The organism is Methylobacterium sp. UNC300MFChir4.1 (assembly GCF_900110155.1).
Lineage (GTDB): Bacteria > Pseudomonadota > Alphaproteobacteria > Rhizobiales > Beijerinckiaceae > Methylobacterium.
In genome coordinates this window covers 23,275-46,168 of sequence record NZ_FOCS01000020.1, presented here as the reverse complement: position 1 = coordinate 46,168, position 22,894 = coordinate 23,275, and the positions used below count along the sequence as shown (strand labels likewise).

Sequence of the window (22,894 nt, the reverse complement as noted above, 5' to 3'; positions counted from 1 at the left end):
GTGCGCCTCCTCAGGCCGCGGCCTGCCGCACGGCGGCGGCGATGGCGTTGTAGGTTCCGCACCGGCACAGGTTGGTCATGGCGCCGGCGATGTCGGCCTCGGTCGGCTTCGGGGTCTGCTTGAGCAGGCTCGTAGCGGCCATGACCTGACCGGACTGGCAGTAGCCGCACTGGGGCACCTCGATGCCGACCCAGGCGGCCACGACCCGGGCACCGACCGGGTCCTGCTCGATCGCCTCGATCGTCGTGATGGCTTGGTCGCCGACGCTCTCCAGGGGGATCTGGCAGGAGCGGGTCGCCGCGCCATCGAGCAGCACCGTGCAGGCGCCGCACTGCCCGATGCCGCAGCCGTACTTCGTGCCGGTCAGCCCGAGGCTGTCGCGCAGGACGAACAGCAGCGGCGTGTCCGGTTCCGCGTCCACCGTGTAGCGACGCGCATTGATCGTGAGCTGGACCATCGTTCGACCTCGTGGGATGGGGACGCCGCGACGTGTCTCGGCGTGCGAACCGGCCGGGCGACGTGTCTTCGGGGACGGGCGAAGGCGCGGTCCGGATCGTGTGCCGTGTCGCGAGAGGTACCGCCGCCCCCGGTCGCGCGGAATCATACGAAGGTTAGGGGTCGTCACCCGAAACGGTGCCCCTCCGCGGCCCGCCCCCGGGATCAGGGCCGGCCAAGGACAGTCCAGCGCCCCGGGTCTCGGCCCTGAAAGCTTCGCGGGGGGCTCGGGCGGCCGGTCACGCGCCCGGGCCGCGGCCGCGGCGAACCCGCGTGTTCAGGGATCCGAGCCTTCGAAGCGGAGGGCGCGGGATTGCGGCAGGCGGGCCTGCAGAGGCGCCGACCGGAACGGGCGATCGCCCGTCAGCGATGGACGGAGCTGCCGTGGCGGGCCGATCCGGCTCGGTCAGGCCGAGGTTTCGGTCGGATCATCCGAGACTCGATGCGCACGAAACCTGCGCGCCGGGCGGTCGGGACCGGTCTATCATACCGACGCATGATATCCGTCCGGTCGTGAGGTCTCTACGTGTTCCGCAGATCTCGGGATCGCGGAGGAAATACCATGGACGACCACTACGATGCCCTCGTGATCGGCAGCGGCGAGGGCGGCAAGTTCCTGGCGTGGCACCTCGCCAAGGCCGGCCAGAGGGTCGCGGTGATCGAGCGCCGCTGGATCGGGGGCTCCTGCCCCAACACCAACTGCCTGCCGAGCAAGAACGAGATCTGGAGCGCCGAGATCGCCCACCGCGCCCGGCGGGCCGACCGGTACGGCATCGAGACCGGACCGGTCGCGGTGGATATGGGCCGGGTGGTCGCGCGCAAGCGGGCGATGGTCCGCGACCTCATCGACATGCACCTCGACCGCTACCGCGAGAGCGGCGCGGAGCTCGTCATGGGAACGGCCCGCTTCACGGGCCCCAGAGCGCTCACGGTCGCGCTGAACGCGGGCGGCTCGCGCGCGCTGACGGCCGAGCAGATCTTCCTGAATCTCGGCACCCGCGCGACCATCCCGGACGTCCCGGGCCTGCGCGAGGCCGGGCCGCTCACCCATATCGAGGCGCTCGAACTCGACGCCGTGCCCGCCCACCTCGTCGTCCTCGGCGGCGGCTACGTGGGCCTCGAACTGGCCCAGGCCTACCGCCGGTTCGGCAGCGCGGTGACGGTGATCGAGCACGGGCCCCGGATCGCGGGCCGCGAGGATCCGGACGTGGCGTCCGCCCTCGCGCAGCTCCTCGAGGCCGAGGGGCTGGCGATCCGCACCGGCACGGAGGTGGTGCGCGTGCGCGGCCGCTCGGGCGAGGCCGTGGAGATCACCGTGCGCGGCGGCGCCGGTGAGGCGGTCATCGCCGCGAGCCACATCCTCGTCGCGGCGGGGCGCGCGCCGAACACCGACGAGATCGGTCTCGACCGCGCGGGCGTGGCGCTCACCGAGCGGGGCGTCATCGAGGTCGACGACCACCTCCGGACGAGCGCGCCGGGCGTCTGGGCCATCGGCGAGTGCGCGGGCAGCCCGGCCTTCACCCACGCCTCCGCGGACGATTTCCGCGTGATCCGCGACACGCTGGCGGGGATCCCGCGCTCGACCGCGGGCCGGTTGATGCCGTCCTGCCTATTCACCGACCCGCCGCTGGCGCGGGTCGGGTCGACCGAGACGGAGGCGCGGGCCGACGGTCACGCCGTCCGGGTGGCGCGGCTGCCGATGGCGGCCGTGCTGCGCACGCGGACGACCGGGCAGACCGAGGGGTTCATGAAGGCCGTCATCGGCCCGGACGACCGCATCCTCGGCTTCACGATGCTCGGCGCGGAGGCCGGCGAGGTCATGGCCGCGGTCCAGGTCGCCATGCTCGCCGGCCTGCCCTACACGGCGTTGCGCGACGCGATCCTCGCCCACCCGACCACCGCGGAGGGGCTGAACAGCCTGTTCGCGGCCGTCCCCGCCCGCTGAGGCTCAGCCGGCGGCGCCGGCGACGGCGGCGGGCTCGGCCGCGGCGCCGCCCGCCCCGCCCGGCTCGGCCGCCGGCAGCTCGACCGCGAAGGTCGCGCCCGGCCCGTCGTTGTTCCCGCCGGTCAGCGTGCCGCCATGGGACTCGACGATGGTCCGGCAGATCGCGAGGCCGATGCCCATCCCGTCGCGCTTCGTAGTGAAGAACGGGCTGAACAGCCTGGGCAACTGCTCCGGATCGATGCCGGTGCCGCTGTCGACGACCGCGATCCGCAGCCGGCCCGGCGCGGGGGCGGTCAGCGCGATCCGCAGCGCGCGGCGGGGCTCGGGCAGGTCGCGCACGGCGTGCAGGCCGTTCGTCACGAGATTGACCACGACCTGCTGCAGCTCGACGCGGTCGGCCAGGACGCGCGCCTCGGTCGCGGCGATCACCGTCCGCACCGTCGCCCCGGCCGCCAGGATCTCCCGGTCGAGGAGGGTCGCGACCTCCGCCAGGAGGGAGCCCAGGTCGAGGATCTCGGGCTGGCTGCGGTCGCGGCGGAGCTGCTCGCGCGTCCGCTGCACGATCCGGCTCGCCCGCATGCCGTCGCGGACGGCGCGCTCGGCCGCCCGCGCGGCCGCCTCGAGGTCCGGCGTCTCGCGCCGCAGCCAGCGCAGGCAGGCCTCGGCGCTCATCACCATGGCGCCGATCGGCTGGTTGACCTCGTGGGCGATGGAGGCGGAGATCGCCCCGACGGTCGAGACCCGGCCCGCGCGGGCGAGCTCGGCCTGGGCCGCGAGCAGGGCCTCCTTGGCGCGCTCCCGCTCGGTCACGTCGATCATCGCGCAGGCAACCCGGTCGAGGGCCGCCTCGTCGTCCGGCAGCGCCACGACGAGGATCGCGGTCACCTCCCGCCCGTCGGCGCGGATCAGGCGGCCCTGGGCCTCGAAGCGGCCGCCCGCCCGGTCGATCCGCTGCAGGAGCGGCAGGACGAGGTCGTTGCCCGGCGGGAGGAAGCGGCTCATCGAGCCGAGCACCGCCTCGCGGGAGCCGCAGCCGAGGAGCCGCACCGTCGCGTCGTTGACGTCGACCAGCGCGATCCGCCGGGCGCATTCGGCGACGAGCGCGGCGACGAGCGCGGCGTCGGCCTGCCCGCGGAGGTCGGGCCCGAGGGCGCCGGCGGCCCGCGCCTCGGCGAGGTGGGCCTGCGCCTCGGAGAGATCGACCTCGCACAGCGCGACGTGGCTCTGCTCGAACAGCGCGCGGTAGCGGCGCTCGCTCCGGGCGAGCGCGTCCAGCGCCCGCCGCCGGGCGCTCGTGTCGAAGGCGATGAGGCTGATCCCGCCGGTCAGCGCGAGGTAGAAGCCGACCGCGGTCAGGCCGCTCTGCGCGGCCAGCGCCTGGGCGATCATCGGCGAGAAGGCGCCGCCGATGATGCCGCCGACGTTGAACGCCACGGAGGTTCCCGTGTAGCGCACCTGCGGCGGGAACAGGCTCGGCAGCCACGCGCCGAGCGGCCCGTTGACGAAGCCCATCACCCACAGGGCGAAGGCCAGGAAGGCGAAGATGGTCGCGAGGGAGCCGCTGCCGAGCATCGGCGCCAGCAGGATCCCCGACACGATGGTCCCGGCGCAGCCGACGATCAGCACCCGGGCCGGGTCGAGCCGGTCCGACAGCCAGCTCGCGACGACGATGGCGGCGGCCATGAACAGGATCGCGCCGAGCTCGACCGTCAGGAACGAGGCCCGGGAGTAGCCCAGCGTCGTCGTGCCGTAGCCGAGCGCGAAGGCGGTGGCGGTCCAGAACAGGGAGAAGCACGCGACGACGCCGAACATCCCGGCGACGACCTGCCCGGCATGGTCGCGCATCAGGGCGACGAGGGGGACGCGCGGGGGCTGCGCGTCCTTCACGGCGGCGGCGAACTCCTCGGTCTCGCCGAGATTGGTGCGGACCCAGAGCCCGAGCCAGACCAGGGGCACGCTGAGCAGGAAGGGCACCCGCCAGCCCCAGTCCGCGAACTGCTCCGCGCTGAGGGTCAGGGTCAGGACGAGGAACAGGCCGTTGGCCACGAAGAAGCCGAGGGGCGCCCCGAGCGGCGCGAACATCGCGTAGCGGGCGCGCCAGCCCGGCGGGGCGTTCTCCAGCGCCAGCAGGGCGGCCCCGCTCCACTCGCCGCCGAGCGCCAGGCCCTGCCCGAACCGGAGGAGGCAGAGCAGGACGGGGGCGAGCCAGCCGGCCAGCGCGAAGGTGGGCAGCAGCCCGATGGCCGAGGTCGTGAGCCCCATCAGCAGGAGCGAGGCGACCAGCGTCGCCTTGCGCCCGATCCGGTCGCCGAAATGCCCGAAGACCGCGCCGCCGATCGGCCGGGCCACGAAGGCGAGGCCGAAGCTCGCGTAGGCGCTGATCAGCTCCGCCGATTGCAGCGCCGCCGGGAAGAACAGCGGCCCGAAGATCAGGCTCGCCGCCGTGGCGTAGATGTAGAAGTCGTAGAACTCGACCGTCGTGCCGATCAGGCTCGCGAGGAGGACCCGCGCCGTCGTCTGCCTGGGACGCGCGTCGCCCACCGCACTCATCTCCGCGCCTCGCTGCACAGCCTGTCGGACGGGCGCGGCCGGAGGAGGCGGGCGGCCGCGAATCCTGGGCCGGAAGGCGCTGACCTCGCCGGAGGTTGAGCCAGTCCCGGGGACAGTGCAACCGCTCATAGCCACAAGCTTGGCCGCGAGTCGATAGGCGGGTCGGGAGCGGTCCGGCGAGCGGCCATTCGGGGCGACCCGTGCCGGCGACCCGTGCCGGCGGTCCGCGCCGTCCACAAAAGGGTCGGCTTGATCGGGCGCGGATACAACCTGTAAGCACTGCCCGTGCGGGCAGCCTGTCAGAGGCGCGCGGGGACTCGTCGATCACGATGTCAGGCAACGTCCGGGGTGGCGCGGCGAAGCCCGGCGCCGACACGGCCTCACCGCTGGTGGTCATCGTCGAGGACGACGAGGGCGTCCGCGAAGGTCTGCAGGACCTTCTGCACTCCGTCGGGCTCGACACCCTCGCCTACGGCGCGACGCGCGACCTCCTCGCGGCGACGCTGCCGGACCGCCCGGGCTGCCTGATCCTCGATGTGCGGCTGCCGGGATCCAGCGGCCTCGACCTGCAGGCGAAGCTCGCCGCGATGGGCAACCGCATGCCGATCATCTTCATGACCGGCCACGGCGACATCCCCATGACCGTCCAGGCCATGAAGGCGGGCGCGCTCGATTTCCTGACCAAGCCGTTCCGCGATCAGGACATGCTCGACGCCATCGCGGTCGCGATCGAGCGAGACAGGACCCGGCGGGCCTCGAGCGCGGGGGTCGCCGAGCTCGAGGCGCTGGCCGCGACCCTGACGGCGCGGGAGGCCGAGGTGATGGCACAGGTCGTCAAGGGGCTGCTCAACAAGCAGATCGCCCACGCCCTCGGCATCAGCGAGATCACGGTCAAGATCCACCGGGGCAACGTCATGCGGAAGATGGCGGCCGGCTCCGTGGCCGACCTCGTGCGCAAGACCGAGCTGCTCAAGGCCCGGGCGGCCGTCTGAGCCGGACCATCTCCCCGTCTCTCCCGCAGACCCGTCCCGGGCCGATCGGCGCGGAACGATGCCGGACATCGCCGCGTTGGCACCCGCACTGGACAGATTCGTCGCGGCGATCGGATCGGGGATCGGCGAAGAAGTCCTGCCTCAACTTGTGAAATCCATGTCTACCGGGTCGCGTCGCGACGCCCCAGGTCCTGCGTTGCTGTGGCAGGACTCGGTTCATCGGGATGTGAGTCCGTCGCGCGCATCAAACCATCGTATAATTTCGTCGGAGCCGCCGCCGGCCCACAGAGGTGGGATCGATGCGCCTTCGAGAGGCTCCGGAGGGAGATTCGTGCCGGTCGGGAAGAAAGCGGTCGCGGTCGTGGACGACGACGAGGCGGTTCTGGACGCGACGTCCAGCTTCCTCGAGGCGTTGGGCTACGACGCGCGGGCCTTCAACTCGGGCGAGGCCTTCCTGGCCGCGATGGCCGGCAGCGACGTGTCGTGCCTGCTGACGGACGTGAACATGCCAGGGATCAGCGGCATCGAATTGCAGGACCGCGTCCGGGAGCAGCGCCCTGCCCTGCCGGTCATCATGATGACCGCGCTGACCGACGACGCACTCCGGCGCCGGGCGCTCGCCGGCGGCGCCCGCGATCTCCTGCGCAAGCCGCTCGTGGCCGACGAACTGATCCGCTGCCTGGAAGAGACGATCGGGGCCTGACGCCAGGGCCTGACTCCAGTGCCTGACTCCAGGGCCTTTCCATCCGTGACGGGATCGCCGGCCGGCTCCGGACCGGCATCGCGCGCGTGCGCCGCTGGCACGCCGATCCGAGGCCGGTCCGGTTAGGACATCAAACCTCCGTATGATTCCGGCGCGAACGGCCACGGTCCAAGGTCGCGCCATGGAAGCGGCGCGCCGTCGGCGGGCCGGACGAGGAGGCGGGGATGGGACTGACGATGGCGAGCCCGGGTGCGGCGCCCGACGAGGCCCTGCTGCGCGCGGAGACCGCCCGCAGCGCCATGGCCCGGCTGCTCGCCGTGGCCGGACACGACCTGAAGCAACCCCTGCAGGTGGCCCTCATGGCCATCGACCGCGCGGTCTCGGAGGGCGTCGGTCCCCGGGCCGCGGCCCGGCTCGGCCTCGCCAGCGACGCGCTGGTGCGGCTCGGCCGCGAGCTCGACGATCTGGCCCGCTCCTCCCAGGCCGGCAGCGTGGCGCCCCGGCTCGGTCCCGTCGCGGTCGCCCCGCTCTTGGAGGCGGTGGCGGCCGAATGGGCACCCTACGCCGACGCGGTCGGGGTGCGTGTCCGGGTCTGCGCCACGGCGCTGACGGTCACGAGCGAGGTCGCCATGCTGACGACCATCCTGCGCAACCTCGTCGGGAACGCCGTGAAGTATGCGGGCCCGGGCGGCCGCGTCGTCGTCGGATGCCGCCGCCGGCAGGGGCGCGTGGCGATCGAAGTGCACGACGGCGGTCCCGGCATCGCGCCCGAACGGCTGGCGGGCATCTTCGACGCCTTCGACCGCGCCGGACGCCGGGACGGGGCCGGTCTCGGGCTCGGCCTTCATATCGTCCGGCAAACCGCCGCGGCGCTCGATCACCCGGTCGCCGTGCGATCCCGGCGCGACCGAGGCTCGGTCTTCGGCGTGACCGCGCCCCGCCACCGTCCGGCATCCGCGTAGACGCCCTGGGACGATCCCGACGGCACCGCCGCCGCGGAGCAGGTCCGCCGTCCCGGTACCGCAGGCCGCGAAACGCCCGGACCGCGCGCGCAGGCCGCCGAAATCGGCGGCGTCCACGGCTACGCAGGCGAGCCGCGGCCACACGGCTTGCTCGCCAGGGTTGCTTGTGGAACCGTGTCGGCCTGAGACCCCGAAGAGGCGACGGATGCTCCGCACCGTGCTTTCGCAGACGGAGCGCGACCTGACATGACGGCTGGTGATCCGCCCAACAAGATGGCCGAAGTTGCCGGCCTTGCGGCCGCGATCGCCGATCACATCCTCGCGCAGCACGAGGCCGGGACCACGATCCCGCCGGACCAGTTCCGGATGCTGGTAAGCGCCGCCCGGATGCTCCTGGATAACGGCGTGGCTTGGCCGCCGTCGGTGACCTACCTCGTCATGGAAGTCGCCCGACGGGTCGAGGAGGCCGAGCCGCCGCCCAAGGGCGACGAGGTCGTGACGCACCTGGAGCAGGCGCTCGACGCGGCGAAACCCACCTGAGACACCTGAGACCGACCGTCACGCGGCGGGCGCGCCGACTTCCCGCGGGATCGGCGCCCTATATGGGCCCTATGCCCACACTCGGTCTCAAGCTCCCGCTCCGGATCTGCGTCCTCGAGAACGCCGCCTGCGTCGAGGATGCCGGCGGCCGGCGCACCGGCTACGTCTACTGGGACGAGGGCCGTTCGGGAGGTGGTGACAGGCCCTTCACCCGCGCCGAGGCCATCGAGCAGGTCCGGATCATCGCGGGCGCCTGGGCCGGCGCCCTGGTCCACAGCGGCACCCTCGACACCGGCCCGGCGCCCGAGCCGGGTGCCGCCGCCGCCGAGCCGTCTCCGGAAGGCTGACCGCGCCCGGCCGAGCGGGATCCGCTACAGGCCGGTGCCGCTCACGTACGAGACCGGCGCGCCCGGACCCGAACTCGTCGCGGAGGCCGCGACGGTGGCGGCGATCCAGTCGCCGTCGCTGGTCCCGGACACCCGGCACTCCCGCGCCACGGCCCGCACTCGGCGGCGCCAGAGCCAGAGGCGGAGGGTGTGGATGAGGTCGTACATGGTCGGCCCCGCGCTGTCGCTCCCGTCCATGTGGGGCGCGCGGGCGGACCGCTCAAGCCTGCGGCGCCCGACCGGTCGAGCTCGGAAGCCCCGCCTCAAGCGGAGCGGTGCTTCATCACGAAGTGGAAGCCGAGCTCGGGATTCTTGCTGAAATCGGCGTCGTAAAACGCGTTCTCGTTGCCGGAGCCTCGGCAGAAATCCTTGAACTGAAACATGGTCATCGGGACAAATTCCAGCCCGTGCTGCCGGACAAGCTCGCGCCACCACGTCTCCGGCTTGACCGTCGGATGGTAGCTCACGCCGTTGGCGACATCGTCGTATGTCGCGGCGGAGCCCACGAAAAGACCGCCGTCCGCCAAATGGGATTTCACGTTCGCGAACAGCTGAGGAAGCAGCGATTCCTCGATGTGCTCGAGGACCTCCCACATCGTGATGACGTCAAATTTCGCTTTCGTCCCTGACCTCTGATCCATCAGAGCGAACGGCTTGGTAATATCGCAGGTCTTCAGATAGTCCGGGATGATGGACCACTCGGCGCGCTGCGCGCGAAGGGAGTAATCGCTCCCCTCGATTCCGAATGCCGCGTTGCCCCGGATGAGGAAATCGAAGACGAGGCCGCCCCCCGCGCAGCCGAGGTCCAGGGCCCTGACCTTTCGGCCGAAATGGCTCTCGATCGCGTGGCAGAACCGCTGATTGCGCGTATTGTCATCCTTAGTTCCGCGCGGAACCGTGTGATCGTTGCTCTCGTAGGCGATCGGATGATCCGTCACGAGGCAGAAATCGTTCTTCGGCGCGAGCTGAATCACGGCGAGGCGCCGGACATCTTGCATCTGCGCCAGCTGCTGCGCGTGAGCCGTCATGATCTTGCTGTCGAGGGCGGCATAGAGCTGGCGGCCGACGTCGAGGATCTGCTGCGTGATAAATTGCTTGTCCTGGTCGTCCATCACAAATTCCCGACGAGCGATCTCGAGCTGACGCGGTGTGGCCAGCCCCGAATTTATCCGAGATCCTGTATCAAATCTTTACGCGGCGGCCCGAATTCGGATCGTGGCGCGTCGGCGCGCTGCCCCAACGGCGCACTGCGTCCCGGATCTGCCGCCAGCCCGATTCGGCGAGCCGGCAGGACGCCTCACGCCCCTCCCCCGGGCAGACCCACCCAGGCCTCGCGCACGAGCGCGAGGCGCCGCTCGGCCCGGGCCGCGTCGGCGTCCGCGACTTGGTCGAGCACGGCCTCCAGCGCCTCGGATCCGCCGAGCGCGGCGGCCGCCTCGCCCTGGCGGCGCATGGCGGAGCGGTGCGCCCGCATCGCCGGCCCGGCCTTCTGCCCGGCCTCGATCGCCTCCAAGGTGGCGATCAGGGCGGCCGCGAACGGGGCGACGTCGCGCCACGAGGCCGCCGCGGGCGCCGGCTCGGGCGGGTGGGCACGCTCCGGCGGCGGTGCGGAGAAGTTGGTGGTGAGTGGGCGCTTCATGACGAACCTCCACGGGCGCGGTATCAGGGGGGCATCGGCCGGAGCGGAGCTGTACGAGGAGCGCATGGCCGAAAGGCGGAAGGGCACCGGGTCCGGCGAGGATAGCCTGTCGCGCCACATCCTCCCCAATGCCGGCACGATGGTCGGCGTCTGCACCACGCTGATCGGCCTCGTGAAGATCGCCGAGGGCTGGATCGGGCCGAGCCACGTCGACGAGGCCGCCGCCCTGACGGCGATCCTGTTCCTGGTCAGCGCGATCGCGTCCTACCTGTCGATCCGCCTGGACGACGGCGGCGATCTCTCGGTCACCCTGGAGCGCTGCGCCGACATCTGCTTCGTCATCGGGCTGACCGGCCTGACTCTGATCTCGGTCCTGTTCGCCTACGAGACGATCTGACGACGCGCGGCGCGGAGCCGGTCGGGCAGGGCCTCGCGGTCGGTCAGCGCCGCCGCCAGGACCGCGAACAGGCCGAGATGCAGGCCGAGCGCCGCCAGCCCGGGATCGCGCAGGGACCACAGGCCGCCCGCCCCAAGCGCCATGAGCGGCGGTCCGGCCACGTAGACGGCGCTCCGCCACCCGGCGGGCTGGCCGAGACGCCAGAAGCAGCCGGCCAGCGCCGCCAGGGCGAAGCCGCCCTTGAGCAGTGCCATGAAGCGGATCACCCGCACGAGGTCGGGATCGACGGGCGCCGCGGGGATCCGCGCGGCCGCGACGAAGGCCAGCGGAAGCGCGAGGATCGTCAGCGCGGCGAGCAGCAGGCGCGCCCGTGGGGTGCCGCGCGTCGCGGGCCCGGCCGCGGCCGGGATCGTCATCGCCTGAACCCGCATCGGCTTCCTCCTGCGCGCGCCGCGATCGGGGGCGAGTCTAGGCTCTCCGGAGGCTCCGGTCACCTCGCGGGAGAGGGCGGCCGGGCCGCGCCGTCGCGGGCCGGGTCCGAAGGCGGCGCGTGCGGCTCAACAGCCACGGAACAGCGCCACCCCGAAGGCGGTGAATTTCAGCGGCAGGTGGCAGTGGCGGTCGGGGTCGTCGATCCGGAAGCGGATCGCGGCCTCCTCCAGGAACCCCTCCCCCGCGGCCCCGACGAAGTCCCCGATGACGAACACGACCTCGTAGAGGCCGGCGGCGAGCCGCGTCCGCACGACCGGATGGTCGAGGGTCCCGTCCGCCCCGAGGCGGCCCTCGGCGATCACCCGCCGCTTTCCCCCAGGGCGCAGGACGCGCACGCGCATCCCCTCGGCCGGCCGGCCCGTGGCGGCGTCGACGGCGTGGAGCGACAGGCCGGTCACGGGGTCCCGTCCTCCCAGACCATCCGCCAGGGATGGGCCGCCTCGTAGGCGGCCGCCGTCGCGACCAGGGTCTCGTCGCCGCCCCAGGGCGCCACGAGCTGGAACCCGATCGGCAGCCCGGCGCCCGAAGGTCGGCACGGGATCGCGATCCCCGGGCAGCCGGCGGCGTTGACGAAGCCCGTGAAGGTCGCCGAGCCGCGGGGGCCCACCGGCACCCCGGCGATGCGCGGCGGATGGGTGTCCTCCGCCGGCCAGGGCAGCGCCGCGGCCGCGGGGGTCATGAGGAGGTCGTGGTCGGCGAACAGGGCGGCGAGGTCCCGGCGCAGCGCCAGCGCCATCCGCTGCACCTCGAACAGGTCGGCCGCCGAGAGGGCCGCTCCCGCCTCCGCCAGAGCGCGGATGTCGGGACCCAGATCGTCGCGCCGGCCGGGATGCGCGCGCATCAGCCACGCGATGCCCGCCTGGCCGAGGACCGACCACGCCTCCGTGATGGCCGTCGCCGCGTCGAAGCGGCCGATCTCGACCCGGTGGCCGAGGCCGGCGAGGCACCCGGCCGCCTCGGCGACGCTGTCGGCGATGTCGGGATCGACCGGGGCCGTGCCGAAGGCCGGGACGTGGAGGATCCGCAGCGGGCGCGCCGGCACCGCGGCGCTCCCGAACGGGCCGAAGCCGTGCGGCGCGACGGCATCCGGGTCGGCCGCCCCGAGGATCCGCATCGCCGCCGCGAGGTCCTCGACGGTGCGCGCCATCGGCCCGACCACCTCGAGGTCGAGCATGATCGGCGGCAGGCCCCCTGTCCGCGGCACCCGGCCGGCCGTCGGCTTCAGGCCGACGAGGCCGGTATGGGAGGCGGGGCGGCGGATCGAGCCGCCCGCGTCGGTCCCGAGGGCCAGGGGCCCGATCCCGGCCGCCACGGCCGCGACGGCGCCGCCGCTGGAGCCCCCCGGCGTCAGCGCCGGATCCCACGGATTCCGGGTGACGCCGTGGACCGGGTTGCCGGTGTAGCCCTGGACGGTCAGCTCGGGGACGTTGGTCTTGCCCAGGATCACCGCCCCGGCCGCGCGCAGGCGCGCCACCGGTGTCTCGTCGCGGTCGACGGCCTGCCCGGCCCCCTCCCCCGCGTAGAGCCGGCTGCCCCAGCCGGTCGCGAACCCGGCGACGTTCAGGCTATCCTTGACGGTCAGCGGCACGCCGTCGAGGGGCCCGAGCGGCCGTCCCGCCCGCCAGCGCGCCGCGCTCGCCACGGCGGCGCGCTCCGCGCCCTCGGGATCGACGGCGACGAGGGCGTTGAGCGCGGGGTTCACGGCCTCGGCCCGCTCCAGGCAGGCGCGGGCAGCCGCGACCGGGCTCGCCGTCCCGGCGGCGTAGCGGCGGCCGAGGGCGGCGGCCGAGAGGGTCCAGAGCGGGCCGTCCGCGTCGATCCGGGTCATGACTCCTCCTCGCGATGGGCGATCCAGCGGGCGAGCGGCCCGGCGAGGCCGGTGGCCGGCTTCGCGGGCGGCCGGGCGAAGCGGCCGGCCCGCGGCGGCCGCGTCCCGAGCCGCACCAGGGCCTGCGCCTGGCCCAGGGCTGCCGCCAGCGGGTCGACGAGCGGCACCGGCACCGCGTCCCGCAGGGTCGTGGCGAGGCCGGCGAGCGGCGCGCCGGCCAGGATCACGACGTCGGCCCCCTCCCCCACCGCCCGCTCGGCCAGGGCCAGGATCTCGGGCCGCAGCTCGTCCTGCACCTCGGTCACGGCCTGGAACGGCCGGCGCACCGCGTGGAGGCCGGCGCAGCGCGCCGACAGCCCGGCCAGCGCCACCGCGTCCTCGTACCAAGGTAGCAGGGCGGGCGCGAAGGTGACGACCGCGAACCGCGCCCCGAGCTGGCAGGCGGTCAGCATCGCGGCCTCGGCCATGCCGACCACCGGCAGGTCGAACAGCTCCCGCGCGGCGACCAGACCGGGATCGCCGTAGGCGGCGATCACCGCGGCGTCGTGGCCGGAATGGTGGGCGGCGAGCGTCTCCAGCACGGCCGCGCCGGCGAGCTGCGCCTCGGCCCGGCTCGCGATGTAGGGCAAGCCGGACGTGGCGGTGAGCGCGGTGATATGCGCGTCGGGGGCGAGCGCCGCCTCGGCGGCCCGCGCCATGCGCGCGGTCATCGCCGCCGAGGTGTTGGGGTTGAGGAGCAGGATGCGCATGCGAGGGCTCCGGGCGCTTCAGCCCGCCATCCGGCGGGACAGGCCGGCGGCGCGCTCCATCACGGCGGCGAGCACCACGGTCACGAGGATCAGCAGGCTGGAGGCCGCCGCCACCGTGACGTCGAGGCGGCCCTCCAGGTCCTGCCACATGCGGATCGGCAGCATGTCGGTGGCGGCGTCGCGCAGGAACAGCGAGACCGGGACGTTGTCGAAGCTGGCCATGAAAGCGATGAAGCCGCCGGCCAGGATCCCGGGCCGGATCAGCGGCAGGGTCACCCGGCGGAACGTGTAGAGGCGCGAGGCGCCGAGCGAGGTCGAGCTCTCGAGGAGCACCGGATCCATCTGCGACAGGGCCGCGACGGTGGTGCGGACCACGTAGGGCACGCAGACCACGGTGTGGCCGAGGACGAGGGTCAGCGGCGAGACCGGGATGCCGGCGAGGCTGAACAGCATCAGCGCCGCGAGCCCGAAGGCCAGGGCCGGCAGGACCAGCGGCGACAGGAACAGGCTGTCGAGGAGCCGCGCGGAGAGCCGCCGCGACCGGGCGATGGCGAGCGCCGCGGCGGTGCCCAGAACCACCGACAGCAGGGTCGTCCAGCCCGCCACCACGAGGCTGTTCCAGGCGGCGGCCCGGAGCTGCTCGGCCTCCGCGAGCGCCGCGTACCAGCGCAGCGAGTAGCCCGGCGGCGGGAAGCGCAGGGAGAAGCCGCTGGTGAACGACACCACCACGACGATCACGGTGGGCGCCGCCAGCAGGACGAGGCAGAGCCCGGCCAGCAGAAGCACCGCGCCGTGGAAGCTGAACCAGTCGAGATCGCGCCGCAGGCTCGTCCGCATGGTGACTCCCGGTGGCTTCAGGCGCGCGCGCGGCCGCCCGACAGGCGGCCCGCGAGGTTGAGGAGCGTGACGCAGGCGAGCACCGCCACGAGGAAGACGATCGCGATCGCCGCCGCGAACGGCCAGTTGTTGAGCGAGGAGGCCTGCTGGTACAGGTACATGGGCATGAACAGCATCTGCCCGCCGCCGATCAGCGACTGGGTGATGAAGGCGGTGATCGCCGCCGCGAAGGTCAGCAGGCAGCCCGCCACGATGCCGGGCAGGCAGAGCGGCAGCGTCACCCGGAGGAAGGTGCGCCACGCCCCCGCCCCGAGCGCCGCCGAGGCGTCGGCGAGGTTCGGGTCGATCCGCGACAGGGCGGTGACCAGGGGCAGGACCATCAGCGGCAGCTGCACCTGCGCCAGCGCCAGGACGAGGCCGCCCTCGGTGTAGAGCAGCTTCAGGGGCGCGTCGGTGAGGCCGAGACCGAGGAGCGCGGCGTTGACGATGCCCTGGCGCCCGAGGATCACGATCCACGCGAAGGTCCGCACCACCACGCTCGTGAGCAGCGGCAGCAGCACGATCAGGGTCAGCAGGCCGCGCAGCCGGCCGGGCGCCCAGGTCAGGAGCAGCGCCAGCGGCAGGCCGAGCAGGAGGGTCAGCACCGTGACCTCGACGCCGAGCCACAGGGTCGCGCCGAGCACCCGCAGGGAGAACGGGTCGAGCAGGAACCGGGCGTACTGGTCGAGGCCGAACCGGGTCATGGCCGGATCGGCGTAGAAGCTCACGAGCAGCAGCAGCGCCAGCGGCGCCAGGAAGAAGACGAGGAAGAACGCCCCGAGCGGCAGCGCGAGGCGAATGTCGTAGGCCGCCGTCCAGGCGCGGCCCGGGCGGAGGGGCGCCGCGACCGGGCCCGCCGTGGCCGGGCCGGCGCTCACACCCGGATCTCGCGGTTGAAGCGCTCGATCCAGGCCGGCCGGCCGCGGTTGATCGCGGCCCAGTCCTGGAACACCGACTTGCGCTTCAGCTCGTCCGCGTCCTTCGCCAGGACCTTCGCGACCTCGCCCTCGATGGCGACCTTCCGGTTGGTCGGCACGATCAGGTAGGGGCTCTGCATCAGCTTGGCCTGCACCTCCGGCGACAGCGCGGCCTCGATCAGCTTGAAGGCCAGCTCCTTCGACGGCGTGTTCTTGACGATGTGGATCGTCGTCTTGAAGGCGATGATGCCTTCCTTCGGCGCCGCGAACTCCACCGGCACGCCCCGGGCCTTCAGGATCTGGATCGCGTTGAAATTGCCCGGCCCGATGTCGACCTGCTCCTGCTGGTAGAGGGCCGCCAGGGCGCCCGGGTTGGCTGCGACGGCGGCGAGGTTCGGCTTGAGCGCCTCCAGCGCCTTGAAGCCCGGCTCGACGTCGGTCTCCGAGCCGCCGTGCATCCGGGCGATCTCCACGAGGAAGCCGGTGCCCAGCGTCGAGTTGAGGTTGGTGATGCCGACCCGGCCCTTGAATTCGGGCTTCCACAGGTCCGCCCAGGAGGTCGGCGGGGTCTTCACCTTCTCGGGGTTGTAGGTCAGCCCGACGATCTGGAAGAACGGCGCCGGGCCCATCGGCTCCTGCGCGTCCGCGATCAGGTCGCTGTAATGGGCGGACTGGGCCACCGGGTAGGGCTCGACGAGGTCCTGGGCGATGGCCGTGAGGGCGGGGCCCGGATCGTGCAGCATCACGTCGATCGGCGGGTTGGCGCGGGCCGCCTGGACCTTGGCGATCTGGTCGACCGAGAGCATCGGATCGAGGATCACGTCGCCGCCCGAGCTCTTGCGGAAGGCCGGCACCAGCACGGCCCGGTGCGCCTCCTCCCAGCTGCCCGTGAAGGTCGCGAAGACGAGCTTGCGCGCCTGGGCGTGGGACAGGCCCGGGAAGGCCTGCGCGGCGCCGAGGGTCAGGGCGCCGGCGAGGAGGCTGCGGCGGTGCAGGGGCATGGTCGGTTCTCCTGGCTCGGTATCGGGCGGCTCGGCCTCAGTGTCGGGGATCGGGAAAGACGCCGACCCGCTCGGGTGCTGTCGGGCGCAGGCGCACGCGGGTGCCGGGGGGCCGGGGCCGGGCGCCCGCCGCGCGCGGCTCGGCGGTCTTCAGGTGGGCGCCGCCGTCGAGCCGGATCTCGTGGACCAGGGTGGCGCCCAGCGGCAGGCCGACCTCGACCGCGCCGTCGAGGCCGTCGGCGACCCCTGCCCCGGCCCCCGGTCCCTCCTCCGCGAAGCCGACGTGCTCGGGCCGCAGGCAGGCGGCGACCCGGGTCCCGTCCGGCAGGGACGTGGCGGCGGGGAGCAGTCCGCCCGCCTCCAGGGCCACCACGCGGGCGCCGCCCGGCTCCGTCGCGAGCCGCCCGTGCAGGACGTTGGCCGTGCCCACGAAGGTGTTGACGAACAGCGTCTCGGGGCGGTCGTAGACGTCGGTCGGGGGGGCGAACTGCTCCAGGCGCCCGGCATTGAGCACGGCGACCCGGTCGGCCATCGACAGGGCCTCCTCCTGGTCGTGCGTGACGATCAGCGTGGTGGTGCCGGCGCTGCGCTGGATGCGCTTGATCTCGATCTGCATGTCGAGGCGCAGGTTCTTGTCGAGGGCCGCGAAGGGCTCGTCGAGGAGCAGGATCGAGGGGCGCACGGCCAGCGCCCGGGCCAGCGCCACCCGCTGCTGCTGGCCGCCCGACATCTCCCGCGGGAAGCGCCCGGCGAGGTGCTCCAGCCGCACGAGCGCCAGCATCTCGGCGACCCGCGCCCTCTGCTCGGTCCGCCCGACACCCCGGGCCGCGAGGCCGTAGGCGACGTTGTCGGCGACGCTCATGTGCGGGAACAGGGCGTAGTTCTGGAACACGATGCCGACGGTGCGTCGGTTCGGCGGCAGGTGATCGACCGCTTGGCCGCCGATGATGACGCGCCCCTCCGTGGGCTTCAGGAAGCCTGCCACCGCGCGCAGCAGGGTGGTCTTGCCGCAGCCCGAGGGCCCGAGCAGGGCGACGAGCTCCCCGCCCCTGATGTCGAGGGTCACGGTGTCGACGGCGAGCGCCGACCCGTAGCGCTGGGTGATCCCGTCGAGGATCAGGGTGGTCCCGGCACTCACGGGCGGCTCGCCCCGCCCGCCGCGAAGGCGCGGCCGTGCGCGGCGAGATGCGCCGTCGGGCAGCCCGCCAGCTCCAGGCCCTTCCACAGGGTGACGGCCACCGAATCGATCACCGGCACGCCGAGTTCCGCCTCCAGGGCCGGGGCGAGCGCGGCGCCCGCGAGGTTCGTGCACACGATCGCCACCGCGTCGACGCCCTCGGCCGCCACCGCCCGGACCATGCCGGCGATGGCCTCCGGGCCGGTCTCGGCGAAGGCGAAGTTCTCCGACAGGCCGAGGTGGCGCTCGGCGGCGCAGTCGAAGCCGGCCGCGCCCCAGTTGTCCCGGATCCGGCGCTGCACGTCGCCGGTATAGGGCGTGACGAGGCCGATCCGCCGGAAATCCCGGGCGCGGAACAGGTCGCGGAAGGCGAGCGCGGCGGTGGAGGCCGGGCACCCGGTCCGGTCGGTGATCGCGGCGCTCAGGCGCTCGTCCGCGTCGAAGCCGAGCCACGCGCCGGAGGTCCCGTTCCACAGGATCGCGGCGACGCGGGCATCGGCGAGCAGTTCGGCCGCCGCCAGGATCGGCTCGGGGTCGAACTGGTCCAGGGCCGCCGTCGACAGGCCGATCTCCGTCACGCGGAAGCGGGCGAAGTGGGCGCTCACGCCCGCGACGCCGGCCAGGAGATGCGCCGTGGCCGGCTCGAGGACGCTGTTCGACGAGGGCGTCAGCATGCCCAGACGCGTAGTGCCGTTCGCTCGTTCCATCGCATCCATCCTCGATACATGAAGCATCCGACAGGCCTGGGCGGGCGACAAGGCATTTTCTGCATGCTGCATGCAATTTGCGCAAATGCATGATATGGCAGCGCAAGCGGCCGAAAAATGGGTCATCGATCGGGCGGCCGGACGCGCTAGGCTGGCGCGGGAGAACGGGAGGATCGATGGACGTCGTCGCACGCCGCCGGGGCCGGCCCCGCAAGGCGCCGGTCGTCCCGGCCGCGCAGGTGCCGCGGACCGGGCTGCACGAGCAGGCGGCGGGCCGGCTCAGGGACATGATCGTGCGCGGCGTGCTGCCGGCCGGCGCGTCCCTCGTGGAGACGGACCTCTCTGTGGCCCTCGGGGTCAGCCGGACACCGTTGCGGGAAGCGCTCAAGCTCCTGGCCGCGGAGGGGCTGGTCGAGCTGCACCAGAACCGCAGCGCCCGCGTCCCGGACTGGACGCCGGAGGAGATCCTCGAACTGTTCGAGGCGCTCGCCGGGATCGAGCGGCTGACCGCGGAACTCGCGGCGCCGCGGATCTCCGAAACCCTGATGGACGCGCTGCGCGGCAAGCAGGCGCAGCTCGACCGGATGCACCGGGACCAAGTGCTCGACGCCTATTTCGCCCTGAACCAGGAGATCCACCGGACGATCGTCGAGGCCGCCCGGAACCGTCCGCTGGCGGAGGCCCACGCGGCGCTCCAGGCCCGAGCCCAGTGGGCGCGCCTGCGCGCGCTCTCCAGCGGCAGCCGCTGGGAGGAATCGGCCCGCGAGCACCGGGACCTGTTCGAGGCGCTCGCCGCGCGGGACGCCGCCGCGGCCGGGGCCGTCGCCCATCGCCACGTGCTGCGGACCGGCGTGGTGATCGCCGAGACGCTCCAGGCCCGGCGCGCGGACCCCGCGGCGCGGTAACGAAGCGTTAACCCTGTCGTCGCATCGGTGGGTCACCAGCCGGACGCTGGCCTTCCACGCCCATCCGATCCGCCCCTCAACACGGGTGGGCGTGGAAGCCTCGGCCGCCGCCCGTCAGGCGTCGCCGAACGCGACCCCGAGCTCGGTCTCCTGGCGCCACGTGACCCGCGCCGGCCGGCGCTGACCGCCGACCCCGTAGGCCAGCACGAACGCGTCGGGCACGCCGATCACGCTGACGACCTTCAAGCGGGCGCCCCCGTCCGACATGTTGCGGATCGTGCAGTCGATCACGCCGCCGCCGGCGAGTTCGATATGGCCCTCAAGCAGGGTCCGTCTGCGGGGCGCGGCGCGTCTGTCGTCCATCCTCGTTACCCTATGGTTGCGGGCCGGATCCCTCCGGATCCGCGCGCGCTCCGCCGGCCCGGGGCACGGATGATCGATCCCGCCCGCCCCGTCCCGGCGCGACGCCGTCGGGCCCGATCCGGTCCGTCCGCCATCGCGCCCAGGAGACCACGGCGTTCGTGTCGATTCCGTCAAAGCGCTCCGTGAAAGCGCGGCGGCGCGCCGGTCAGGACGTCCGCACGAGCTGCAGGGCACCCCGCGGGGGCGGCGGCGCGACGCTGCGGGTCTGGTTGCGACCGCCGTTCTTGGCCTCGTACAGGGCACCGTCCGCGAAGCGGTAGGGATCCGGCAGCGGCGCGCTCCGGTCGGCGCCCGGCCGGACGGCCGCGAGCCCGATGCTCACCGTCACGGCGCCGGCCCCGATCCCCGCCGACGGGACGGTCAGCTTGGCCACCTCGGCGTGGACCGTGTTGGCGACGCGCAGGGCGCCGGCCTCGTCCGTCTCGGGCAGGAGCAGGGTGAACTCCTCGCCGCCGATGCGGCTGACGAGATCCTGGGGGCGGTGCACGCACGCCGCGAGGCAGCGGGCCAAGCCCCGCAGGATCTGGTCGCCCACCGGGTGCCCGTAGCGGTCGTTGAAGCGCTTGAAATGGTCCGCGTCGACGATGAGCAGCGACAGGGGCTGACCGTCGCGCCGGGCCGCGTCCAGATTCCGCCGGAGGGCGTCCTCGAAGCAGCGGCGGTTCGGCAGGCCGGTCAGGGCGTCGGTGCGCGACAGCGCCGCCATCTCGGCCCGCAGCGCCTCGCGGCGACGCAGCTCCCGCCCGAAGAGGAGCGACAGCGCGATCGTGAGGCCGCACAGCGCCAGCACGATGCCGCCGATGATCGTCGCCTTCGCGGCCCACTCCGCCTCCACGTCCTTGGTGGACAGGGCGACGTTCAGGATCAGCGGCAGATTTCCGATCCGCGTGAACGTGTAGTTCCGCTCGACGCCGTCGCGCACGGAGGTGCTGACGAAGTTGCCGCGGCCCTCGCGCAGGAACCGTTTGAAGATCGCGGTCTGCCCGATATTCGCCCCGAGATCCGCCTCCACGTAGGGGTAGCGCATCAGGCGGGTACCGTCGGTCAGGTACAGGTTGATGGCCCCGCCCGGTCCAAGATCGATCTCGCTGAACAGGTGCGTGAAGTAGGACAGCTTCACGGTGCCCAGGACTACGCCGCCGAAGCTGCCGTCGGGCCGGTCGATGCGGCGGCTGAACGGGAGCATCCGCTCCCCGTTGAGCCGCGACACGATCGGGCGCCCGACATGGAGGCCGAGCCCGTTGCTTGCCCGGTGGACCTGGAAGTACTCGCGGTCCGCGTAGTTGCCCGGGCGCGGCGGCACGGCTGCGATGTCGCCGACGGCGTCGCCCCGCTCGTCCAGGATCAGCATCACGCCCATGTCGCGGGCGGTCGCGGCGCGGTCGAACAGGATGAGCTGGCGCAGGTGCGGGTCGGCCTCGGTCAAGCCCGGCACCTTCAGGTTGTCGACCGCCGCGTGGATCGAGAGATCGTACATCTCGATGTTGCGCGCGATGTCGCGCTCGAGGACCTGCAGGAGGTTCCAGGAGGTCTGCTCCGCGCTTGTCCAGGCGTCGCGGCGCAGGTCGGCCAGCATGAGACCGGACATCACGACCATGCCCAGCGGGGCCAGGATCCCGAGGACGATCCAGGTGCGGGCCGAGCCGAGCCACGGGGCGACGCGTCGCCAGACGTTCATCGGCCCCCCGCGGACGGCGCTTCGTTGCCACGCTCTGGCACGCCGAGCCTTAACCGCCGCTTTCGCGGCGGTCGGGCCGGTCTTACATCCCGGCGTCTCTGTCCACGATCCGAGACACCTCGTTGATCGCGCCGCGCGGCCTTCCGGGTCCGCGCCGGTCGGCGGGAAATGCCGCGTCACGGGCGCGCCGGGGATGTCGGCGACTGCCGCTATGAGACTCAAGCCATGGCCGGCGGTCCGGCGCGAGGCCTCCGCGCGGTCGACGCGGCGGAAGACCTCGCTGCACTTCCCCGGCCTCAACCCGGCGCTGGCTCTGCGCGTCGAGCCGTTGTCGGTTCCGACGGCGACAGGTTTCATAACGCCCTTCGGCATCGCGATCCTGAACGGCGTCGTGCTCGCGAGCGACCTCTTCGATCTGGAGGCGTCCAACTCCGGTGTCCGGGAGGCCGCCATCCACGCCGCCGCGAAGCCGCTGCGGCCTGTGATCATGACGGCTCACCTTACGGCACTGAACTTCCGGCTATGGCGTTCTCGACCAGCACCCGCGCGGAGGTGCGGCGGCCGCTCGCCACCGCGGTGATCGGGGTCCTGATCGCCGCGACCCCGCTCACCCTGGTGCTGCTGCCGGCGATCGATACCACCGTCGCTGACCTTCACCGCCCTTCGAGTGGTCCCGGCCCCCTCCGGGATACGGTTCCAAAGCGCGGGGGCGCGCGGCGGCCGACCCGTGGACGCGACAAAGTATCCGCAATCGGTATGTGGATACGCAATTCTGTGCTGATGCCGGGACGATGCTCAGGCGACTATGCTGAGCTGACACGGAGCGGGAGTCCGGCATGTTGGACGGCGACGCCTTTGCCCACGAGATCGCGGCGCTCCTGATCGCCGACATCAAGACCTCCGGTGCGCGCACGCGCGGCGAGATCGAGGAGGCCTGCCGGATCTCCCTCGAGAGCCTGCTCGGCGGCACCGCGGTGCCGCCGCAGATCGCCGTGCTTATGCCGATCGGCCTGGAGCGGTGGCCGCGGGTGGTCGTGAAGGGACGGCCCCTGCCGGACGTGTAGGCCGGCGCCGCTCGCCCCTCTCAGCGGCCGATGACGCCGGTGCCCCCGGTCGGGCCTATGGCGTTCGGCCCGGTGTTCGGAGCGGGCGTCGCGGCCTGGTTCCTCTGGATGTCCATCCGCAGCGTATTGCTCTGGGTCGTCTGCTCCTGTCGCAGAGCGCGGACCTGACCGCTGTTCTCCATGGATTGGTTGGCGGCGTTGGGGTTGTTCTGCTGCACCTGGGCCAGGGCGGGTGTCACGGCGGCCGCGGCCAGACCGAGGCTCGCGGCGGTGAGCGTGGCGATTAGGGGGCGCATTGAAAAGCTCTCGCGCTGAGGGATCCTGCGGAGTTGACACGCCGACCGCCCGCCAAGTTCCATCCCGGTCGCGTCAGGGGTCGTCCTCGCCGTTTGGCGGGGTGGTTAGCCAATTCCTGCCGACCGACGGCGTTCTTCACGCCTTGTTAACCCATCGGGGCAAGGCTGTCGG

27 protein-coding genes are annotated in these 22,894 nt (G+C 72.8%); 10 read left to right on the top strand and 17 right to left on the bottom strand.

All coding sequences use genetic code 11. The annotated features are described in order from the left end of the window. Positions 1-10: 10 nt before the first annotated feature. Complete coding sequence (locus BMY19_RS22835; RefSeq protein WP_020094719.1) at positions 11-457, bottom strand: (2Fe-2S)-binding protein; 447 nt, start codon at positions 455-457, stop codon at positions 11-13. A 600-nt stretch (positions 458-1,057) separates the two neighbouring features. On the opposite strand from BMY19_RS22835, the gene BMY19_RS22830 reads away from it, so the two are divergent. Beyond that, positions 1,058-2,440 carry a mercuric reductase gene (locus BMY19_RS22830; RefSeq protein WP_100253036.1) on the top strand — a complete coding sequence of 461 codons (1,383 nt, stop codon included), beginning with the start codon at positions 1,058-1,060 and terminating at the stop codon, positions 2,438-2,440. Positions 2,441-2,443: 3 nt separating this feature from the next. Here the strand turns inward: BMY19_RS22830 and BMY19_RS22825 are convergent, their stop codons facing one another. After that, positions 2,444-4,990 carry an MFS transporter gene (locus tag BMY19_RS22825; RefSeq protein ID WP_100253035.1) on the bottom strand — a complete coding sequence of 849 codons (2,547 nt, stop codon included), beginning with the start codon at positions 4,988-4,990 and terminating at the stop codon, positions 2,444-2,446. A gap of 329 nt (positions 4,991-5,319) precedes the next feature. On the opposite strand from BMY19_RS22825, the gene BMY19_RS22820 reads away from it, so the two are divergent. The 5 genes from BMY19_RS22820 (at position 5,320) to BMY19_RS22800 (ending at position 8,534) form a co-directional block, all read left to right on the top strand. Further along, positions 5,320-5,982: a response regulator transcription factor gene (locus BMY19_RS22820; protein WP_056526642.1), complete on the top strand. Its 663-nt coding sequence runs from the start codon at positions 5,320-5,322 to the stop codon at positions 5,980-5,982. A gap of 331 nt (positions 5,983-6,313) precedes the next feature. Further along, positions 6,314-6,685, top strand: a complete 372-nt coding sequence (locus BMY19_RS22815; RefSeq protein ID WP_056526640.1) for a response regulator transcription factor — start codon at positions 6,314-6,316, stop codon at positions 6,683-6,685. 224 nt (positions 6,686-6,909) lie between these two features. Then, positions 6,910-7,647, top strand: coding sequence for a sensor histidine kinase (locus BMY19_RS22810; RefSeq protein WP_100253034.1), 738 nt, complete (start codon positions 6,910-6,912; stop codon positions 7,645-7,647). Positions 7,648-7,893: 246 nt separating this feature from the next. Then, positions 7,894-8,187 (top strand): hypothetical protein, encoded by a 294-nt coding sequence (locus tag BMY19_RS22805; RefSeq protein ID WP_020094713.1) that lies wholly within the window; start codon positions 7,894-7,896, stop codon positions 8,185-8,187. 71 nt (positions 8,188-8,258) lie between these two features. Continuing rightward, positions 8,259-8,534 (top strand): hypothetical protein, encoded by a 276-nt coding sequence (locus BMY19_RS22800; RefSeq protein WP_053621787.1) that lies wholly within the window; start codon positions 8,259-8,261, stop codon positions 8,532-8,534. 24 nt (positions 8,535-8,558) lie between these two features. Here the strand turns inward: BMY19_RS22800 and BMY19_RS22795 are convergent, their stop codons facing one another. From BMY19_RS22795 to BMY19_RS22785, 3 genes are all read right to left on the bottom strand, one after another. After that, positions 8,559-8,771 (bottom strand): hypothetical protein, encoded by a 213-nt coding sequence (locus BMY19_RS22795; protein ID WP_100253033.1) that lies wholly within the window; start codon positions 8,769-8,771, stop codon positions 8,559-8,561. A gap of 65 nt (positions 8,772-8,836) precedes the next feature. After that, entirely contained in the window at positions 8,837-9,685 is an 849-nt protein-coding gene (locus BMY19_RS22790) for a methyltransferase domain-containing protein (protein ID WP_100253032.1), read from the bottom strand. A 185-nt stretch (positions 9,686-9,870) separates the two neighbouring features. Then, entirely contained in the window at positions 9,871-10,212 is a 342-nt protein-coding gene (locus tag BMY19_RS22785; RefSeq protein ID WP_100253031.1) for a hypothetical protein, read from the bottom strand. A 64-nt stretch (positions 10,213-10,276) separates the two neighbouring features. Here BMY19_RS22785 and BMY19_RS22780 point away from each other — a divergent pair, with 64 nt between their 5' ends. Further along, complete coding sequence (locus BMY19_RS22780; RefSeq protein ID WP_100253030.1) at positions 10,277-10,609, top strand: hypothetical protein; 333 nt, start codon at positions 10,277-10,279, stop codon at positions 10,607-10,609. Here BMY19_RS22780 and BMY19_RS22775 read toward each other — a convergent pair. The 9 genes from BMY19_RS22775 to BMY19_RS22735 form a co-directional block, all read right to left on the bottom strand. After that, positions 10,594-11,040: a hypothetical protein gene (locus BMY19_RS22775; protein WP_100253029.1), complete on the bottom strand. Its 447-nt coding sequence runs from the start codon at positions 11,038-11,040 to the stop codon at positions 10,594-10,596. The two genes, BMY19_RS22780 and BMY19_RS22775, sit on opposite strands and share 16 nt — an antisense overlap. Before the next feature lie 126 nt (positions 11,041-11,166). After that, complete coding sequence (locus BMY19_RS22770; RefSeq protein ID WP_100253028.1) at positions 11,167-11,499, bottom strand: hydroxyisourate hydrolase; 333 nt, start codon at positions 11,497-11,499, stop codon at positions 11,167-11,169. After that, complete coding sequence (locus BMY19_RS22765; protein WP_100253027.1) at positions 11,496-12,929, bottom strand: amidase; 1,434 nt, start codon at positions 12,927-12,929, stop codon at positions 11,496-11,498. The genes BMY19_RS22770 and BMY19_RS22765 overlap by 4 nt, the downstream gene beginning before the upstream one ends. Next, complete coding sequence (locus BMY19_RS22760; protein ID WP_100253026.1) at positions 12,926-13,678, bottom strand: aspartate/glutamate racemase family protein; 753 nt, start codon at positions 13,676-13,678, stop codon at positions 12,926-12,928. Before BMY19_RS22760 ends, BMY19_RS22765 begins: the two co-directional genes overlap by 4 nt. Positions 13,679-13,696: 18 nt before the next feature. Beyond that, complete coding sequence (locus BMY19_RS22755) at positions 13,697-14,515, bottom strand: ABC transporter permease (protein WP_100253025.1); 819 nt, start codon at positions 14,513-14,515, stop codon at positions 13,697-13,699. Positions 14,516-14,532: 17 nt separating this feature from the next. Continuing rightward, positions 14,533-15,432 carry an ABC transporter permease gene (locus tag BMY19_RS22750; protein ID WP_100253024.1) on the bottom strand — a complete coding sequence of 300 codons (900 nt, stop codon included), beginning with the start codon at positions 15,430-15,432 and terminating at the stop codon, positions 14,533-14,535. Then, positions 15,429-16,472, bottom strand: a complete 1,044-nt coding sequence (locus tag BMY19_RS22745; protein WP_100253023.1) for an ABC transporter substrate-binding protein — start codon at positions 16,470-16,472, stop codon at positions 15,429-15,431. The genes BMY19_RS22750 and BMY19_RS22745 overlap by 4 nt, the downstream gene beginning before the upstream one ends. A 37-nt stretch (positions 16,473-16,509) precedes the next feature. Further along, positions 16,510-17,610 carry an ABC transporter ATP-binding protein gene (locus tag BMY19_RS22740; protein WP_100253022.1) on the bottom strand — a complete coding sequence of 367 codons (1,101 nt, stop codon included), beginning with the start codon at positions 17,608-17,610 and terminating at the stop codon, positions 16,510-16,512. Next, complete coding sequence (locus tag BMY19_RS22735) at positions 17,607-18,365, bottom strand: maleate cis-trans isomerase family protein (RefSeq protein WP_100253021.1); 759 nt, start codon at positions 18,363-18,365, stop codon at positions 17,607-17,609. The genes BMY19_RS22740 and BMY19_RS22735 overlap by 4 nt, the downstream gene beginning before the upstream one ends. A gap of 167 nt (positions 18,366-18,532) precedes the next feature. Between BMY19_RS22735 and BMY19_RS22730 the strand changes: the two genes are divergently transcribed. Beyond that, positions 18,533-19,261, top strand: coding sequence for a GntR family transcriptional regulator (locus tag BMY19_RS22730; protein WP_100253020.1), 729 nt, complete (start codon positions 18,533-18,535; stop codon positions 19,259-19,261). Positions 19,262-19,375: 114 nt separating this feature from the next. Here BMY19_RS22730 and BMY19_RS22725 read toward each other — a convergent pair whose 3' ends face one another. Both BMY19_RS22725 and BMY19_RS22720 read right to left on the bottom strand, forming a co-directional pair. Continuing rightward, positions 19,376-19,624: a PilZ domain-containing protein gene (locus tag BMY19_RS22725; protein WP_020094697.1), complete on the bottom strand. Its 249-nt coding sequence runs from the start codon at positions 19,622-19,624 to the stop codon at positions 19,376-19,378. A 205-nt stretch (positions 19,625-19,829) separates the two neighbouring features. Next, positions 19,830-21,362 (bottom strand): sensor domain-containing diguanylate cyclase, encoded by a 1,533-nt coding sequence (locus BMY19_RS22720; RefSeq protein WP_100253019.1) that lies wholly within the window; start codon positions 21,360-21,362, stop codon positions 19,830-19,832. A gap of 211 nt (positions 21,363-21,573) precedes the next feature. On the opposite strand from BMY19_RS22720, the gene BMY19_RS31410 reads away from it, so the two are divergent. After that, complete coding sequence (locus BMY19_RS31410; RefSeq protein WP_244534987.1) at positions 21,574-21,942, top strand: efflux RND transporter permease subunit; 369 nt, start codon at positions 21,574-21,576, stop codon at positions 21,940-21,942. Between the two features lie 256 nt (positions 21,943-22,198). Beyond that, positions 22,199-22,426, top strand: coding sequence for a hypothetical protein (locus BMY19_RS22710; protein WP_042675635.1), 228 nt, complete (start codon positions 22,199-22,201; stop codon positions 22,424-22,426). A 20-nt stretch (positions 22,427-22,446) separates the two neighbouring features. Here the strand turns inward: BMY19_RS22710 and BMY19_RS22705 are convergent, their stop codons facing one another. Further along, a complete protein-coding gene (locus BMY19_RS22705; RefSeq protein WP_100253017.1) occupies positions 22,447-22,722 on the bottom strand; it encodes a hypothetical protein in 276 nt (91 codons plus the stop codon). Positions 22,723-22,894: the final 172 nt, after the last annotated feature.

Coding starts and splice junctions, on each gene's coding strand:
- BMY19_RS22835 (WP_020094719.1), bottom strand. CDS start 457: ATGGTCCAGCTCACGATCAATGCGCGTCGCTACACGGTGGACGCGGAA.
- BMY19_RS22830 (WP_100253036.1), top strand. CDS start 1,058: ATGGACGACCACTACGATGCCCTCGTGATCGGCAGCGGCGAGGGCGGC.
- BMY19_RS22825 (WP_100253035.1), bottom strand. CDS start 4,990: ATGAGTGCGGTGGGCGACGCGCGTCCCAGGCAGACGACGGCGCGGGTC.
- BMY19_RS22820 (WP_056526642.1), top strand. CDS start 5,320: ATGTCAGGCAACGTCCGGGGTGGCGCGGCGAAGCCCGGCGCCGACACG.
- BMY19_RS22810 (WP_100253034.1), top strand. CDS start 6,910: ATGGGACTGACGATGGCGAGCCCGGGTGCGGCGCCCGACGAGGCCCTG.
- BMY19_RS22805 (WP_020094713.1), top strand. CDS start 7,894: ATGACGGCTGGTGATCCGCCCAACAAGATGGCCGAAGTTGCCGGCCTT.
- BMY19_RS22800 (WP_053621787.1), top strand. CDS start 8,259: ATGCCCACACTCGGTCTCAAGCTCCCGCTCCGGATCTGCGTCCTCGAG.
- BMY19_RS22795 (WP_100253033.1), bottom strand. CDS start 8,771: ATGGACGGGAGCGACAGCGCGGGGCCGACCATGTACGACCTCATCCAC.
- BMY19_RS22790 (WP_100253032.1), bottom strand. CDS start 9,685: ATGGACGACCAGGACAAGCAATTTATCACGCAGCAGATCCTCGACGTC.
- BMY19_RS22785 (WP_100253031.1), bottom strand. CDS start 10,212: ATGAAGCGCCCACTCACCACCAACTTCTCCGCACCGCCGCCGGAGCGT.
- BMY19_RS22780 (WP_100253030.1), top strand. CDS start 10,277: ATGGCCGAAAGGCGGAAGGGCACCGGGTCCGGCGAGGATAGCCTGTCG.
- BMY19_RS22775 (WP_100253029.1), bottom strand. CDS start 11,040: ATGCGGGTTCAGGCGATGACGATCCCGGCCGCGGCCGGGCCCGCGACG.
- BMY19_RS22765 (WP_100253027.1), bottom strand. CDS start 12,929: ATGACCCGGATCGACGCGGACGGCCCGCTCTGGACCCTCTCGGCCGCC.
- BMY19_RS22760 (WP_100253026.1), bottom strand. CDS start 13,678: ATGCGCATCCTGCTCCTCAACCCCAACACCTCGGCGGCGATGACCGCG.
- BMY19_RS22755 (WP_100253025.1), bottom strand. CDS start 14,515: ATGCGGACGAGCCTGCGGCGCGATCTCGACTGGTTCAGCTTCCACGGC.
- BMY19_RS22745 (WP_100253023.1), bottom strand. CDS start 16,472: ATGCCCCTGCACCGCCGCAGCCTCCTCGCCGGCGCCCTGACCCTCGGC.
- BMY19_RS22735 (WP_100253021.1), bottom strand. CDS start 18,365: ATGGATGCGATGGAACGAGCGAACGGCACTACGCGTCTGGGCATGCTG.
- BMY19_RS22730 (WP_100253020.1), top strand. CDS start 18,533: ATGGACGTCGTCGCACGCCGCCGGGGCCGGCCCCGCAAGGCGCCGGTC.
- BMY19_RS22725 (WP_020094697.1), bottom strand. CDS start 19,624: ATGGACGACAGACGCGCCGCGCCCCGCAGACGGACCCTGCTTGAGGGC.
- BMY19_RS22720 (WP_100253019.1), bottom strand. CDS start 21,362: ATGAACGTCTGGCGACGCGTCGCCCCGTGGCTCGGCTCGGCCCGCACC.
- BMY19_RS31410 (WP_244534987.1), top strand. CDS start 21,574: ATGAGACTCAAGCCATGGCCGGCGGTCCGGCGCGAGGCCTCCGCGCGG.
- BMY19_RS22710 (WP_042675635.1), top strand. CDS start 22,199: ATGTTGGACGGCGACGCCTTTGCCCACGAGATCGCGGCGCTCCTGATC.
- BMY19_RS22705 (WP_100253017.1), bottom strand. CDS start 22,722: ATGCGCCCCCTAATCGCCACGCTCACCGCCGCGAGCCTCGGTCTGGCC.